Source organism: Kitasatospora sp. Ki12 (assembly GCF_054601375.1).
Genome location: NZ_BAAIHT010000002.1, coordinates 915,327 through 929,635, shown reverse-complemented (window position 1 = coordinate 929,635; position 14,309 = coordinate 915,327). Strand labels below are relative to the sequence as shown.

Sequence of the window (14,309 nt, the reverse complement as noted above, 5' to 3'; positions counted from 1 at the left end):
TCAGCGCCCTTCCGTCGTCCCGGCCGGTTCCGCCACCGCGTGAGTCTTCGCCGCCGCGTGAGTCTCCGCTATCGCGTGAGTCTTCGCCGCCGCGTGGGCCTCCGCCATCGCGTGGGGCTCCGTCGCCATGGCGGAGGCCAGGTCCAGGACGAGGGAGCTCCAGCCGAAGGAGCGCGCGCCGTGCCCCTCGGCGTCCTCCGGGCCGTAGCACTCCCGGGTGCCCGAGGCGGCGACGAGCGCGCAGGTGCGCGCCGCGAGCGTGTCGGCCTCCGCGCGGTAGCCGCGTCGGCGCAGGCCCCAGTACAGGTACCAGTTGAGGTTGACCCAGCTGGAGCCGCGGAAGATGGCCCCGGTGCGGAACGAGGGGTCGTAGGACGGCTCGGTGGCGGCGACGCTGGGCACCGGGTGGGGCCGCCAGAACTCCCGTTCGTTCAGCAGGTGTTGCTCGATGACCCGGCGCGCCGCGGTGTCCGGCACCGAGTCGAGGAGGATCGGCACGAGCGAACTGGCGGTGAGGACCTCGGAGCGCTTGCCGGCGACGAGGTCGAGGTCGTGGAAGGCCCCGCCGTCCTCGTCCCAGCAGTGCCGCATCAGCGCGGCGCCGATCGCCCGGGACTGCTCGGCCAGCCGGTCCGCGGTGCGCTCGTTCGATCCGACCGTCCGGACGAGGCGCGCCAGGCAGGCCAGCCCGTCGGCGTAGACGGTGTTGACCAGTACGTCGTTCCAGACGAACAGCCGCCGGTCGCGGAGCGGGGTCTCGGGCGTGCGGGCGGGGGAGGCGTACGCCGTGATCAGGGAACGCATCGCGCTGTGCCACGCGGTGTGCACGTCGTCCCCGGAGACCGACCCGATGCCGAGGGCGGCGTCGTACTTGGGGCTGCTGTCCAGGCCGGACTCGTCGGGCTGGTAGATCTCGATCAGGCCGGTGCCGGGGCTCGTACGGTGCTCCGCGAGCCAGCCGAAGAAGGCCAGCGTCGGCGGCAGGACGCGGCGCAGCCAGAGCTCGTCACCGGTGGCCCGGTACACCCGCTCGACGGCTCGGGCCACCACGGGCGGTGCGATGGTGACGGATCGCCACCCCTCCCAGAGGTCGATCCTGAAGTCCGCCGTGGCGCGCGGCCTGAGGTCGTCCTGCCAGAGCACCATGTGCGGCAGGAAGCCGGCGGGCGTGACCGCGCTGAGCAGGGAGCGCAGTTCGTCCCGGGCCCGGCGGGTGTCGAGGTGGGTGAGGGCGATGGCGTGGAAGCTGCTGTCCCAGGCCCACTGGAAGGGGTAGCTGTCGGGGGAGGGGCAGGTGAAGTCGTAGTGGCGCTGCGCGGCCCGGGAGAACCCGGTGCGGTGGTTGCGGGCCAGGGTGTCGCGGGCCCGGGCGGAGCTTTCAACGAGGGGCGCGGAGCTTTCAACGAGGGACATGCGGGGTGACTCCCGAGGAGGACGCGGCGGCGGGGAGCGGGCGGCGCCGGCCGGCGGCGAGCAGCAGCGCGGCGGCGGGCAGCAGGCAGCCGGCGAGGCCGAAGGCCGACCGGACGCCGAGGTGGTCGGACAGGGTGCCGAGCAGCAGGGGCGCGAGCATGATGCAGGTGCTGACCGCGAGTTGGACGCGGGCCGTGGCCTGGTCGATGCGGCCGGGCGCCGCGCTCACCGCGAGCGAGAGGGTCAGCGGGAAGAGGTTGGCGACCCCCAGCCCGCCCAGGACCAGGCCCAGCAGGGCGAGCCAGGTGGTGGGGGCGAGCCACAGGGCGAGGAACCCGGCGGCCGCGACGGTCAGGGAGCCGGCCACCAGGGCGGCCGGGCGGGCCGAACCGGTGCCGGCCGTCAGCCGGCTCCCCGCCAGACGGCCCGCGAGCTCGCCCCCGTAGAACAGGGCCAGCGCCGCCGAGGCCTGGTTGTCCGTCAGGTGGACGGCGCTGGTGAGCAGGGGCGCGGCGTAGTAGGCGAGGCAGAACTCGAAGCCCACGACGAGGCCGCACAGGGCGGCGCGGAGCGGGAACGAGCCCGTCGGCCGGTCCGGCTCCGGGGCGTCCGCCGCGTCCGCGGTGGCCACCTCGGAGCGGTCGGAGCGGCCGGAGGGCGCGGTGCGCGGCCGCAGCGGCTCGTCGCGGAGCGCCGGGTACATGGCGGCCAGCGCGAGGGCGGGCAGGACCAGGCACCAGTTCCAGGCCACCCCGGCACCCTCCAAGCCGCTGATGACCAGGGGCGCGGCGACCGCGCTGACGCTCGCGGCCGCGTTGGCCTCGACCAGGGCCCGCGCCCGCAGCGACTCGTGCGCGCCGTGGTGCTCGGCCAGCACCGCCAGGGCCGTGGTCTGCAGCAGCGCTCCGCCGATGCCGCCCAGCGCCGCCGCCGTGAGGGTGACGGCGGCGGAGAGTCCGGTCGCCAGGAGGAGCGACCCCAGGGCCAGGGCCGCGAGCGCGGACCAGAAGAGCACCCGGTGGCCCACTCGCGTCCGGATCCGGCGGAACAGCAGGTTGGTGAGGATCGCGCCGGCGGCGAAGGCCGTCGAGTGCAGGCTCATCAGGGCGTAGCTCAGCCGCAGGTCCTGGCGCAGCAGCGGCAGCAGCGGGCCGAGGGCGTACAGGAGGTAGGCGTAGACGGCCAGCCCGCCGTAGGCGGTGGTGGTCAGCCGGTCGCGGACGAAGGCGGGGGTGCGGTGATCGGGGGTCGGCGGGGCCTCGGTCCCGGTCACCCGGGTATCCCGGTCTGCTCGGCGAAGGCCCCGCCGGCGGGGACCGCGTCGCCGTGGCCGTGGCCGAGGGCGGAGACGCTGCCGGCCGCGGCGGCCGTGCGGCGCACGTGGTCGAGGAGGACGGAGGGGGCGAGCAGCGAGGTCTTCATCGACGCGCCCCGACCGTAGCCGGTGAACGCCTCGCGCACGGCGTCCTCGTCGTCGAGGCAGGCCCGGGTGGTGATCAGCGGGGCGGGGTCGACCAGGCCCGACTCGACGAGCCGCAGGGCCACGGCGGTGACGTGCGCGGAGCGGGCCATCGGGAACGAGCGGACGTCGAAGGGGGTGGAGAGCAGCTTCAGGCCCTTGGCGAGGATCATCCAGGTGTTGAGCCGCTGCGGGACGGCCGTCGCCCCGTAGATGACGTACGAGCCGCCGGGGCGCAGCAGGCCCATCGCGATCTCCCGGATGTCCTTGCCCGGGGTGCCGGCCTGCCCGGCGGCGGCTCCGCCTGGGCGGGCCGGCGCAGAGATGTGGGGCAGCGCGTCGAACACGTAGTCCGCGTACTGGTCGTGGTGCTCGCGCACGTACGCTTCGAGCTCCTCCGCCTGGGTGTCCGTGTTGAAGGCGCGGGAGGCGCCGTGCCGCAGCGCGACGTCCATCCGGTCGCTGTTGCGGTCCAGCACGGTGATCGAGCCCGCGCCGAGGTGGCGGTGGAGCACCTGGACGGCCAGCTGGGCGCTGGGGCCGCAGCCGAGGACGACGCAGGTGTCGCCGGGCTTCGGGGGGTTGAGCAGCAACGACCGCAGGACCGAGGTCAGCGGCTCGATCACGGAGGCCAGGTCCGAGGGCACGTGCGACGGCAGGACGACGGCCGCGGCCTGGTCGGCGTCGTAGAAGTTGCGCCCGGTGTACCAGGCGGTCTCCACGCCGAGCCGGCCCGGGAAGAGCGGCCGCAGCGCCCGGTACTCGGCCATCCCGCCGAAGTCGGTCTGCCCCCAGTAGGTCACCCGGTCGCCCGGCCGCACGTCGTCCCGGAGCCGCCTGCCGACCTCGACGACCCTTCCCACGTATTCGTGCCCGGGAATGATCGGCCACTCCTCCGCGAAGAGGTGGCCGCGGAAGTACGAGACGTCGGTCGAACAGATGGAAACCGCCTCGGTCTCCAGCAGGATTTCGTCCTCGTGGCATTCCGGATCGGGCACCAGGGTGCGGTTGATCTCTCCGGGCGAGGTCATCAGATACGCGTACACGGTTTTTCCCTCCACGCCTGCATGGCATTCCACTGCCGCCATCGGACCGGGCTTTGTCGGCCGCCGATCGGACAGTTCCCCGTCGGAATTCATCCCGCGTGGTGCAGTCGGCGTCGTTGCTCGACTCGCGGGTCGCACAAATGAATGAATGGCCGGATGGCCGGACGGCCGAATGGCTCCCGAGGTGTCGCCTGCCTCAGGAATCGACCTCGAAGGCGACGTCCAGGGCGTACCTGTCGCCCACGTACCGGGACTCGGTGAGCTCCAAGGGGCGCTCGTCCTGGTCGGTGATGAGCCGCTGCTCGACGAGCAGGGCGGTGCCCGGAGCCACCGCCAGCAGCTCCGCCTCCCGCTCGTCGGCCGTGGCGGCCCTGATGGACGAGTGCCCGCGGGTCGGCGTCCGGCCGAGCCCGGCGAGCGTCTCGTGCATCGAGGCCGTCCGGAAGTCGACCTCCAGCAGGGCGGTGAGGTCCTCGGGGAACACCGCCCGCTCCAGCGCGGTGGGGATCCCGTCGGCCAGCCGCACCCGGCCGACCTCCACGACCTGCGCGGACCTCCGCAGCCGGAGCCGGTCGGTCTCCTCCGGAAGGGCGTCGCGGAGTACCGCGGAAATCATTCGTGACGAGGGCTTCCGGCCCTGTCTGCGCATTTCCTCGCTGAAACGGACCAGGTTTTCCGCGCGACGGTGGGTCGGCGGCTCCGCGACGAATGTGCCGCGTCCGGAGATCCGGTACACCAGGCCTTCCGTGACGAGCCGTTGAACGGCCGCTCGGGCGGTCATGCGGCTCACCCCGAATTCCTCGCACAACTCCGTCTCCGACGGGAGGGGGTCGTGCGGTCGATGCTTGGCGATCCTGTTTCGGAGGGCCTGTTCGATCCGGTGGTACCTGGGTGCGAAATCCGTTTCCAAAATGGCTCCTCCGAAATTGAGACTACGCCGTCTAGCTGTCTAGTCAACCAGAGTAGACCAGTACAGAGCGGGACAATCCGCAGTGAAATGCGCCAAGGGCAAGAGGCGTGCACGGTGATCTGCGTCACATCTCGGCGCCGGGTGCACCCTTCCGGAGCTGTATAGACGGCTAGACAGGTTCAGGTTATCGTCGAACCGTCCGCGCTGTCGCACCCGGATCGGGCGGCCCCGACCGGTGGGACGCGACCTTGCCTCACCCCTAGGACAGGCTCATGGACTCCACCGGAATCGACGTCCGGCAGCTCGCCAAGATGATCGACCACTCGCTCCTGCGGCCCGAACTCACCACCACCGAGGTCCTGTTCGGCTGTGAGCTCGCCGCGACCTACGACGTCGCCTCGGTCTGCGTGCGGCCCGCCGACGTCGCCCTCGCGGTCAAGGCGCTCGACGGCACCGCGGTCGCGGTCGGCACCGTCATCGGCTTCCCGCACGGCGGTTCCACCACGGCGGTCAAGGCGGGCGAAGTCGCCGACGCCCTGGCGGCCGGTGCGACCGAACTCGACATGGTGCTCAACATCGGCCTGCTGCGCAGCGGGGAGGACGACGCGGTGCGGGAGGACATCGCGGCGGTCGTCGACGCCTCGGGGGGTGTCGGCCTCACCAAGGTGATCTTCGAGAACGCCTACCTCGACGACGAGGAGAAGCTGCGCGCCTGCCGGCTCAGCACGCTGGCCGGCGCCGACTTCGTGAAGACCTCGACCGGCTTCGCGCCCGGTGGCGCGACGTTGGAGGACGTCCGGTTGATGCGGGCGAACGTTCCCGCGCACATGAGGGTCAAGGCCGCGGGCGGGGTGCGCACCCTGGACCGCATGCTGGAGTTCGTGGCCGCCGGCGCCGAACGCTTCGGCGCGACCGCGACCGCCACCATCCTGGACGACCTGGCCGCCCGCCGGGCCGCCGTCTGATCCCCGGTCCGGCCTGATCCCCGGGGCCTGATCCCCGGTCCCGCCTGATCCCCGGCCCGGCCCTCCGAACGGCCGGGCCTCAGGCCGCCGTTCGGGACTGCCAGTAGGTGAACTGCTGGACCGGATCGCCGAGGAGGTTCCACGGCCACGCGGTGACCGCGTTGTCGATCAGCTGGAAGGCGTCGGCGCTCTCGCGCGGGCGGCCCGCCTGGATCAGGGCGAAGGCCAGCAGGTTGAGGTCGGCCGCGGCCGCCGCGTGGTCGAGGCCGCCGGGCCGGGTCCACTCGTGCAGGGCGGTGCCGAGCGCGCTGACCGCCCGGCCGTGCGTCCACTGGCGGCGGACCAGCAGGGCCTCGACGCCGCCTCCGGCGGTCGTACGGGCGTGTTCGTCCACCAGGGCGGTCAGTTCCACGCCGGCCGCCGGCGCGGTCGGCGGCGCCGAGGACCGGACGGTGTCCACGAAGTTGAGCTGGGCGCTGCGGGAGCCGCACTCCTCCGGGGAGAGGTAGCGCAGCATCTGCAGGTGGGCCTCACGGTTCCACGGGTCGCGCGCGGTCACCTCCTGCCAGACCGCGACCACGTCGCGGGACTGGGCGCCCATCAGCCGCAGAATTCCGAGCAGGACGACCCACGGCATCGGATCCTCGGGTGAGATTTCGGCCGCGCGGTAACAGTTGTCGGCCGCCGCGCGGGGATCCTCCATCCGTCCGGCGTACCGGCCACGGAAGAGCTCGACCCAGGCCTCGAATATCTGCGCGTCCGGATTCTGCGGGCGACGCAATCGCCAGTTCTTCGCGAGCGAGGAGGGCGCGGTCGTCTCGGCGAGTACGGCGAAGCGGTGCCCGCGCCGGTCCCAGTCCGTGCCGGTCTCCCGCAGCAGCCGTTCGACCTGGTCGACCTGGATGGCGCTCTGGCCGGGCAGCCCCGGGGACTTGAGTTGGCGCCGTACGCGGCCGAGTTCGACGTCGTCGAGCTCGGGGCGCAGGCTCGGCCCGGAGGCGCGGGTTCTTCGGAAGAGCGACACGCGCCGCAGCCTAGGCCCCGGGGCGATTTTCGGACAGACCCCGGAATGACACATTCAGGTCGCGATTCCGGCCGTGGTGGATCCGTGAACCTACCGCTCCGTACGGCGATCGGCCCGACCGGGAAAACCCGGGCGCGCGATTCCACCCCCCCTCCGGGCGGAATCCCTGCCCCTGGAGCCGGCAACGCGCCCATCCTGGAGCCGGCAACGTGCCCACCCTGGAGCCGGTCCCGGCCCGGCGACGTTGACCGGACGTCTACTCACGGCTGGTCTCCTACGGGTGCCGACCGGGCGGGCCCGAAGCACCGCCCACCTACCAGCTCGTTAGGGTTCGATCATGAACAGCATGCCCGTCCGTCCGCCCACGACCCTGCCGGTCCTGGAGACCGCCCTCGTCCGGCTGCGGGACCACCGCGCCGAGGACCTCGACGCCATGCGCCTGGTCTGGGGTGACCCGGCCGGGATGCGCCACCTCTCGACCGGCGTCATGGACGACGCCCGGATCCGGCGCAAGCTCGACGACGCGATGGCGACCGCGGCCGAGGTGCCGCGCCGGCACTACCAGCTGGCCGCCTGCCTCCGGGACGACCACCGCCCCGTCGGCGGCATCCGCCTCGACGTCGAGGACGACACCACCGGGTACTCCGGCGTCTTCACCATGGCCCGGCACCTCCGCGGCTCCGGCTGCGCCCCCGATATCGGCTGGCTGATGCTGAAGCTGGCCTTCGCCGAACTCGGCCTCGCCCGGGTGTGGAGCATGACGTCCGTGGAGAACACCGACGCGGTCCGCGCGATCACCCGCTTCGGTTTCACCCCCACCGGCGAGACCGAGCGGTACTTCCCCGAGGCCGACACCACCATGCGGCTGGTGACCATGGAGGTGCTCGCGGACACCTGGCGGGCCATGCCCGTCCCGGCCGGCCCCGGCCCCGCCTGACCCCGGCCCGCCCGGTCCGATCCGACCAAGGGCCGGAAGCGCTGGGCGGACCGGGGCCCGCGCGGTCAGTCGAGCGGCTTGTCGACGACGGCCTTGAGGTGGCTGAAGGTGTCGATCGAGTACTCGCCGTGGTAGCGGCCCATGCCGCTCTCACCGACCCCGCCGAACGGCAGCTCGGGCATCGCCAGGTGCGAGACCGGCAGGCCGAAGGTGAGCGCGCCGGAGGAGGTCTCCTCGGCGAGGCGGCGCTTGGTGTCCGCGGACTCGGTGAACGCGTACAGGGCGAGCGGCTTGTCGCGCTCGTTGATGAACGCGATCGCCGCGTCCAGGTCGGGGACGGTCAGCACGGGCAGGACCGGGCCGAAGATCTCCGTCTGCATGACCGGGGCGGTCGCCGGGACGTCGGCGAGGACGGTCGGCGCGAGGTAGCGGGCGGCCCGGTCGTGGTCGCCGCCGACGACGGTCCGGCCGCCGTCCAGCAGCGCGGTGAGCCGGTCGAAGTGGCGCTCGTTGACGATCCGCCCGTAGTCCGCGCTCTCGGCCGGCTTCTCGCCGAACAACTCCCGGACGGCTTCGGCCAGTTCCGCCTCCAGGACGGGCGCGGTGTCGCCGATGGCGAGGACGTAGTCCGGGGCGACGCAGGTCTGGCCGGCGTTGAGGAACTTGCCGCGGGCGATCCGCCGGGCGGTGACGGCGAGGTCGGCGCCGGGCTCGACCACGACCGGGCTCTTGCCGCCGAGCTCCAGGGTGACCGGGGTCAGGTGCTTGGCGGCGGCGGTCATGACGATCCGTCCGACGGCGCCGTTGCCGGTGTAGAAGATGTGGTCGAAGCGCTGCTCCAGCAGGGCGGTGGTCTCCGGCACGGCGCCCTCGACGACCGCGACCGCCTCCTCGCCGAGGTAGCGCGGCAGCAGCTCGGCGATGGCCGCGGAGGTCGCGGGGGCGAGCTCGCTGGGCTTGACGAGGGCGGTGTTCCCGGCGGCCAGGGCGCCGACCAGCGGGGCCAGGGCGAGCTGCAGCGGGTAGTTCCAGGGCGCGATGATCAGCACCACGCCCAGCGGGTCACGGACGACCCGGGCCTCGGCGGGCCGGAAGAACTCCGGCACGGCGGCCGGCTTCGGCTCCAGCCACTGCGCCAAGTGCTCGACGGTGTGGTCGAGTTCGTTGATCGTGAAGCCGATCTCGGTGCGCTGCGCCTCGGCGGCGTTCTTGCCGAGGTCGGCGTGCAGGGCCTGCCGGAACACCTCGGCCTGCTCGGTGAGCATGGTCCGCAGGGCGGCCAGCTTCTCCAGCCGCCAGGCGAGCGGCCTGGTCCGCCCGGTGGCGAATTCGGCCCGCAGGCGGGCGACCACAGAAGGCACAGAGGTAAGGGTGTCGTGCATGAGGATCTCGCGGTCTCGAGGCGTCGGGGGCGCTTGACACATGGAACTTTCACCACATGAAGCAATGGGGCGAGCCTAGGGGTGAAAGGTTGAGTTTGTCAATCATTTTCCGGCATCCGTGGTCCCCCCGGTACGCAGGGTGAGGCTCCGGCGGGTGCGGTCGAGCAGGTCGAGGGCGGTCTGCTCGGCCGTGCGGCTCGGGCCCAGCAGGCGGTTGCAGTGCAGGTGGACGTAGCTGTCGCAGAGCTCCGGGAGCGGGCGGGCCAGCAGGCCGTGCCGGTCCAGGTCGGCGAGCCGGGCGGCGACGGGGGCCAGCAGCCGGCGGCGTGCGGCGAGGACGGCGGCCACGGCGGGTGGCGGCGGGGTGGTCAGCAGCTCGCGGAACTCGGCCTGGCGGGCGCGGAATTCGGCGCCGGCGAGGCGTTCGCGGAGGGAGCGGCGCCGGTAGAGGAGCAGCCGGGCCGGCTCGTCCAGGCCGACGCCCGCCAGCAGGTCGTCGATGCTGAGCAGCGCGAGCGCGGTGTCGTCGAGCGGCAGCCGCCCGCCGTGGCGCAGGGCGAGCAGGTCGAGGACGGCCTGGCTGTCGGCGGTGTAGAGCTCCTCGGCGGCGTCCAGGCCGGCGAGGCCGCCGTAGCGTTCGACCTCCCGGTCGTAGACGTCGAAGCCGAACCGGGTCAGGTACCCGTCGGCCAGCAGGGCACCCGCCCAGTCGCCGAGCGCCGGGAGGAGCCGGCCGGGGTCGCCGCGCAGCCGGAGCCGCAGATGGGGGTCGGGGTCGGCGTAGCGCAGGAAGACCCGGCGGTCGGTGTGCCCCGTCAGGTCGGCGACCAGGTCCCGGACGGCGCCGGCGAGCAGGGCGTCCTCCTCCTGGCGGTCGCCGTAGAGCTTGAGGTAGGTCCAGTCGCTGCCAGGGGGCCGTAGCCGGTCGGCCCGGCTGACCGGGGCGGGGCGGGGCCGGGGTGGTGGCGCCGGCGGGGCGGCGGCGCGGCGGGTCATGGAGACGACGAGCTCCACGAGGTGGGGGCCGTCCGGGCCGGTGGCCCAGGCGTGGTCGAGTCCGGGGAGGGGCTCCTGGAGGACGACGGCGCCGCCGGGCGGCAGGTGGGCCAGGGCGCGGCGGACCTCCTCGGTGTGGGAGCGCCCGGTGGTGTCGAGCAGGAGGCGGTGGTCCGCGGCCTCGTCGCTGCTGCTCAGGTAGGCGTGGCGGGGCAGCTGCCAGCGCCGGCGCCAGGCTTCGAAGGCGGTGGGGAAGCCGTCCGGGTGGGCGGTGAGCCGGGCGGCCGTGGTGTGGTCGATCCGCCACTGGGCGGGGCGCAGGACGATCCGGCCGCTGGTGATCCGGGGGAGGCGGGGGAAGCCGCGGGCCGGGCCCCAGTCGAAGCCGGTGAGCAGGGCGGTGCGGTCGTGGCTCAGGTCGGCGAGGAAGCGGCAGACGGCGGGTGCGCGGCTGTGGTTGAGCATGTGCCCGGCGCAGACGGCGACCTCCCGGACGGCCCCGGTGCCGTCGTCCCAGACCAGGGCGAACCTGCCGTCGGTGATCCGGACCGCGAGTTCGTCGAGCGGGATGAAGCGGGCCGGCCCGTCGGCGGCGCTGGTCCGGATGCCGACCTCGTGGTCGCGGACGGTGGGGCGGACGACCACGTTGGCGGAGCGGGCCTTCTCCGGGAGGTAGACCAGTTCGGCGAGGACCCGCCCGGGGTCCAGGGCCCGTTCCGCGGCGACGGCCTCGGCGAGGGCGGGGACGGCGCCGGGCAGCATGCCGGCGAAGCGGCCGAGGTTGCGTCCGGCGGCTCCGGCGCCGATGTTGGCGCCCACCACCAGCAGGAACTCGCCCGCGTCGACGGCGGCGGCGGACGGGGCGGCGACGGTGGCGTAGAGGTCGAGCGAGAGCGGCAGCCGGGTCGGGTCGGCCTCCCGGAGGGTGAGCCGGTCGAGGGTGGACCGGTCGAGGTCGACGACGTCCCGGTGGTCGTGCAGCGCCTCGGTGGCGAGGCGGTGCAGCGTTTCGGCCCGGGCGAGGTCGAGGGGCGCGGCGACGGTGGGCGGCGGGGTGCCGAGGCCGGTGACGGGGTCGAGGAGTTCGAGGACGGGCACGTCGCGGTCGGTGCCGTAGCGGGTCGCGAAGGCGCGCCGGTAGGCGGCGATGTGCGGCGGACCGTCCGGGTAGGGGCTGAGCCGGAGCAGCAGGTCGGCGGCGCGGACGGCGGCGTCGGCGACCTTGCGGGAGATCCGGCCGGCCGCGAGGGGCAGCGTGGTGTCGACCTGGAGGGGCGTTCCGGTGTCGAGGCCGGTGACCCGGCGGGCGTGGTCGGCGAGCGCGGGGAAGGTGTCGGCGCCGCTGCCGGGGGGCTGCTTCTGCCAGTCCTGGATCGCGGCGAGCAGCGCGGAGAGGTCGGCGTGGGCGGCGGCGGCCGCCGGGATCCGGCCGAGCCGGTCGAGCACGTGTCCGGCCGGGTCGAGGTGGGTCAGCGGCGGCTGGAGGTCGGTCAGCAGGAAGCCGTGCCGCCACAGCCGGTGGAGCAGTTCGTCGACCTTGTCGGGGGTCGCCCCGGGAACGGTCCGCAGCAGGTCGGCGGCGAGGTCGGCGTGGCCGATCGGGGAGCGGGCGAGGGCGAGGGCGCGCAGCACGGCGCCGGTGGCCCGGAGGGTGACGTTCTCGCCGCCGGCCGCCGTCCGGGGCGCCTCGACGCCGCTCAGGGTGACCCGCCCGGCCCGGTGCAGGACCGCCGGGTTGGCGATGACCCGGGTCGCCCGGCGGATCGGCGGGGTCGCTTCCAAGGTGGTGACGAGGTGCAGCAGGGCGTGCATGTCGAGCCGGGCGTGGAGTTCGGGCGGCCGGTCGTCGGCCAGCCGGACGTCGGTGACCGGCCCCCAGCGCCCCAGGGCGGCGCCGGCGCTGAGCCCGAACGGGGTGGGGCGGGTGCTGAGCCGGACGAGGTAGCGCAGCAGGCTCGATTCGAGGTGCCGGCGGTCGCGGTCGCCGGCCGGCGGGCGTTGCAGCGCGCTCGCCAGTGGCAGGGAGGAGACGGCGACGGCGCAGCGGGCGAGTTCGTCCTCCCGGACCCGTGTGGTGCAGGGTTCCGGGCCGGGGGCGTCGGGCACGGGGTAGCGGGTGACGGGCAGGATCGGCGCGCGGATCATCACGAAGTCGAGGGCGCGGTAGCGGCTCGGCGGGGTGGTGGGCCGTCGCCGGGCGCCGTCCAGGTGGGGGGTGTCGGTGGTCATGGTCGCGGGCGGGCGGTCAGGAGAGCAGGAAGAACCGGTCCCAGGCGGGCGGTTCGGGGGTGGCGGCGGCCAGCAGGACGAGGGCGATCCCGGGAGTGCCCTCCAGCAGGCCGACCCGGTCCGCACGGCTCCCGTCGGGCTCGACACTGCGGTAGCCGTACGGCGATCGCGGCCGGTACGCGGCGAGCAGCTGGTCGACCAGGCGGCCGGCCCCCGCGCGGATCGTCCCGTCCCGGTGTCGGCGGCGAACCGGAGGGTGATCTGCAGCAGGCCCGCGACGCCGTGGCAGAAGCCGGGCGAGTCGATCCGGCGCCAGGGGACCGGGCGGGCGAGGACGGCCCGCAGGGCGTCGGTGGCCGCGTCGGTGAGGCCGCGGTCGCCCAGGGCGGTGCCGGCCAGCCACAGGGCGCGGGCGACGCCGGGACTGCCGTAGCACCAGGCGTCGCGGGCCGGCGACGGCGCGGGCGGCTGTTCGGCGGTGCCCGGCTCGTCGCCCGCCGCCGGGTACGCGACGACCGCCGGGTAGCCGCCGCCCCGGGGGCCGTCGACGTGCCGGGCGCGGAGCCAGGCCGCGGCCCGGTGGATCGCCTCGGTGTGCCCGGGACCACCGGGCCGTCGGCGTGGGCGAGCGCGAGCAGCGCGAGCGGGCCGGTGACGCCGTGCGCCAGGCCGCAGTTGGCGATCGCGGCCGGGTACCGGGCGCGCATGCCGTCGTCGGCGATCAGGGCGTGCGGGGTGTGCCAGGCGGGCATCCCGTCCGGCTCCCGGGGGGCCCGGCAGAGGTCGACCAGCCGGGCGAGCAGGGTGGCGAGCGTGCGGTTCCGCTCGGGCCCGGGCGGCCGGGAGTGGAGGTAGGCGGCGACGCCGGTCCAGCCGGACACCAGGTCGAAGGTGCCGACGGCGAGGCCCTGCCCGTCGTCGCCGGGGATCCGGTGGGGGATCCGGTCGTACAGGCCGCGGTCGATGTCGTCGAGCAGGCTCCGGTACCGGTCCTGGCCGCCGGCGAGGTAGGCGGTGGTGAAGGCCATCCCGGCGAGGCCGGCGAAGAGGCCCAGCCCGGTGACCGGGTCCCGCGCGGTCCGCTCGACGGCCCGGGCGAGGTGACGGTGGGCCACCAGGTCCCAGCCCTCGCCGGGCCGGCAGCGGTCGAGGTGCCCGAAGGCCAGGGCGAGGCCGCAGCCGCCCTGCGCGGTGCTGTACGGGGTCCAGTGCGGACGCCCCCGCCGCGTGCCCGCGCGGCCCGCCGCCTCGGCGGCGTCGGGGTCGCGCAGCCGGGCGAGCACGTCCTCGGCGGCGGCACGGGCGGCGTCGGCGCGCGGGGCACCCACCGCGGGCCGCCACCGGGCGGCCCGGCGTGCCGCTACGGTCATCAGCCGTCCCCGGCCGGCCGGGGTTCGCGCTCGACGCGGCGGATGACCTGGTCCCCGGCGACCCTGCGGACCACGCCGTCGGCGTGGACCTGACTGATCTCCAGGAGGTAGTGGTCCTCGTAGAACTTGACCGGGACGGTGTCGCACTCCGAGGTGCAGGAGCCGCAGGTCGCACAGGTCTCGGTCTCGCCGGCGGCGACCGGGACGCTGATGGTGGCGCATTCCTCGCCGCAGGTACTGGCGCAGCTGTTGGTGCACTCGTCGCCGCAGGTGCTGGCGCAGCTGTCGGTGTCACCCCGTTTGGTGGCGAAGCTGTCGACGGCCTTGGTGACCACCTTGACCCGGATGTCCAGGTCGAACTGGTCGTCGCTGATTCCGGTGTGTACGTGTCTGTCGTTCATGGTGCAACCCTCTGGAGCCGGTTGCCTCTGGACATGGTTGCCGGGTATGTCCACTCAGTTCCACTATGGCAGCCCCGCGTACTGCTGCAACCGGGTACGGGCGGTGCGGCAGTTGACGGTCCCTGACCTCGTCACGCTCCGTTCCCGACCGCCGTCGCCGTCCGTCACCGGCTGACG

10 protein-coding genes and 2 pseudogenes are annotated in these 14,309 nt (G+C 74.1%); 2 read left to right on the top strand and 10 right to left on the bottom strand.

Annotated features, from left to right (window positions below; translation table 11 throughout):
- The 4 genes from ACYP53_RS21705 to ACYP53_RS21690 form a co-directional block, all read right to left on the bottom strand.
- Nucleotides 1–1,413 (bottom strand): amylo-alpha-1,6-glucosidase, encoded by a 1,413-nt coding sequence (locus ACYP53_RS21705; RefSeq protein WP_459648602.1) that lies wholly within the window; start codon nt 1,411–1,413, stop codon nt 1–3.
- Entirely contained in the window at nt 1,400–2,686 is a 1,287-nt protein-coding gene (locus ACYP53_RS21700) for an MFS transporter (protein WP_459648601.1), read from the bottom strand. The genes ACYP53_RS21705 and ACYP53_RS21700 overlap by 14 nt, the downstream gene beginning before the upstream one ends.
- Entirely contained in the window at nt 2,683–3,903 is a 1,221-nt protein-coding gene (locus tag ACYP53_RS21695; RefSeq protein WP_459648600.1) for a zinc-dependent alcohol dehydrogenase, read from the bottom strand. The genes ACYP53_RS21700 and ACYP53_RS21695 overlap by 4 nt, the downstream gene beginning before the upstream one ends.
- A 211-nt stretch (nt 3,904–4,114) precedes the next feature.
- Entirely contained in the window at nt 4,115–4,828 is a 714-nt protein-coding gene (locus ACYP53_RS21690; RefSeq protein ID WP_459648599.1) for a GntR family transcriptional regulator, read from the bottom strand.
- Between the two features lie 272 nt (nt 4,829–5,100).
- On the opposite strand from ACYP53_RS21690, the gene deoC reads away from it, so the two are divergent.
- The gene (deoC, locus tag ACYP53_RS21685; RefSeq protein ID WP_189921495.1) at nt 5,101–5,793 is read left to right on the top strand and encodes a deoxyribose-phosphate aldolase; all 693 of its coding nucleotides are present in this window, start codon (nt 5,101–5,103) and stop codon (nt 5,791–5,793) included.
- 79 nt (nt 5,794–5,872) lie between these two features.
- On the opposite strand, the gene ACYP53_RS21680 is transcribed toward deoC, so the two are convergent.
- A complete protein-coding gene (locus ACYP53_RS21680; protein WP_459648598.1) occupies nt 5,873–6,817 on the bottom strand; it encodes a tetratricopeptide repeat protein in 945 nt (314 codons plus the stop codon).
- A gap of 337 nt (nt 6,818–7,154) precedes the next feature.
- On the opposite strand from ACYP53_RS21680, the gene ACYP53_RS21675 reads away from it, so the two are divergent.
- Complete coding sequence (locus ACYP53_RS21675) at nt 7,155–7,754, top strand: GNAT family N-acetyltransferase (protein WP_459648597.1); 600 nt, start codon at nt 7,155–7,157, stop codon at nt 7,752–7,754.
- A 65-nt stretch (nt 7,755–7,819) separates the two neighbouring features.
- Here the strand turns inward: ACYP53_RS21675 and ACYP53_RS21670 are convergent, their stop codons facing one another.
- The 5 genes and pseudogenes from ACYP53_RS21670 to ACYP53_RS21650 form a co-directional block, all read right to left on the bottom strand.
- Entirely contained in the window at nt 7,820–9,136 is a 1,317-nt protein-coding gene (locus ACYP53_RS21670; RefSeq protein ID WP_459648596.1) for an aldehyde dehydrogenase family protein, read from the bottom strand.
- A gap of 102 nt (nt 9,137–9,238) precedes the next feature.
- Nucleotides 9,239–12,361, bottom strand: a complete 3,123-nt coding sequence (locus tag ACYP53_RS21665) for a lantibiotic dehydratase (protein ID WP_459649805.1) — start codon at nt 12,359–12,361, stop codon at nt 9,239–9,241.
- A 282-nt stretch (nt 12,362–12,643) separates the two neighbouring features.
- Nucleotides 12,644–12,946, bottom strand: a pseudogene (locus ACYP53_RS21660) (lanthionine synthetase LanC family protein); the annotation flags it as partial.
- A gap of 47 nt (nt 12,947–12,993) precedes the next feature.
- Nucleotides 12,994–13,731 (bottom strand): annotated as a pseudogene (locus tag ACYP53_RS21655) (lanthionine synthetase LanC family protein); the annotation flags it as partial.
- A complete protein-coding gene (locus ACYP53_RS21650) occupies nt 13,731–14,132 on the bottom strand; it encodes a hypothetical protein (RefSeq protein ID WP_459648595.1) in 402 nt (133 codons plus the stop codon). The gene ACYP53_RS21650 and the pseudogene ACYP53_RS21655, both read right to left, overlap by 1 nt.
- Between the last annotated feature and the right edge of the window lie 177 nt (nt 14,133–14,309).

Bases quoted from the DNA above. Each gene is read 5' to 3' on its own strand.
- ACYP53_RS21705 (WP_459648602.1), bottom strand. From the start codon at position 1,413: ATGTCCCTCGTTGAAAGCTCCGCGCCCCTCGTTGAAAGCTCCGCCCGG.
- ACYP53_RS21695 (WP_459648600.1), bottom strand. From the start codon at position 3,903: ATGACCTCGCCCGGAGAGATCAACCGCACCCTGGTGCCCGATCCGGAA.
- deoC (WP_189921495.1), top strand. From the start codon at position 5,101: ATGGACTCCACCGGAATCGACGTCCGGCAGCTCGCCAAGATGATCGAC.
- ACYP53_RS21675 (WP_459648597.1), top strand. From the start codon at position 7,155: ATGAACAGCATGCCCGTCCGTCCGCCCACGACCCTGCCGGTCCTGGAG.
- ACYP53_RS21670 (WP_459648596.1), bottom strand. From the start codon at position 9,136: ATGCACGACACCCTTACCTCTGTGCCTTCTGTGGTCGCCCGCCTGCGG.
- ACYP53_RS21665 (WP_459649805.1), bottom strand. From the start codon at position 12,361: ATGACCACCGACACCCCCCACCTGGACGGCGCCCGGCGACGGCCCACC.
- ACYP53_RS21650 (WP_459648595.1), bottom strand. From the start codon at position 14,132: ATGAACGACAGACACGTACACACCGGAATCAGCGACGACCAGTTCGAC.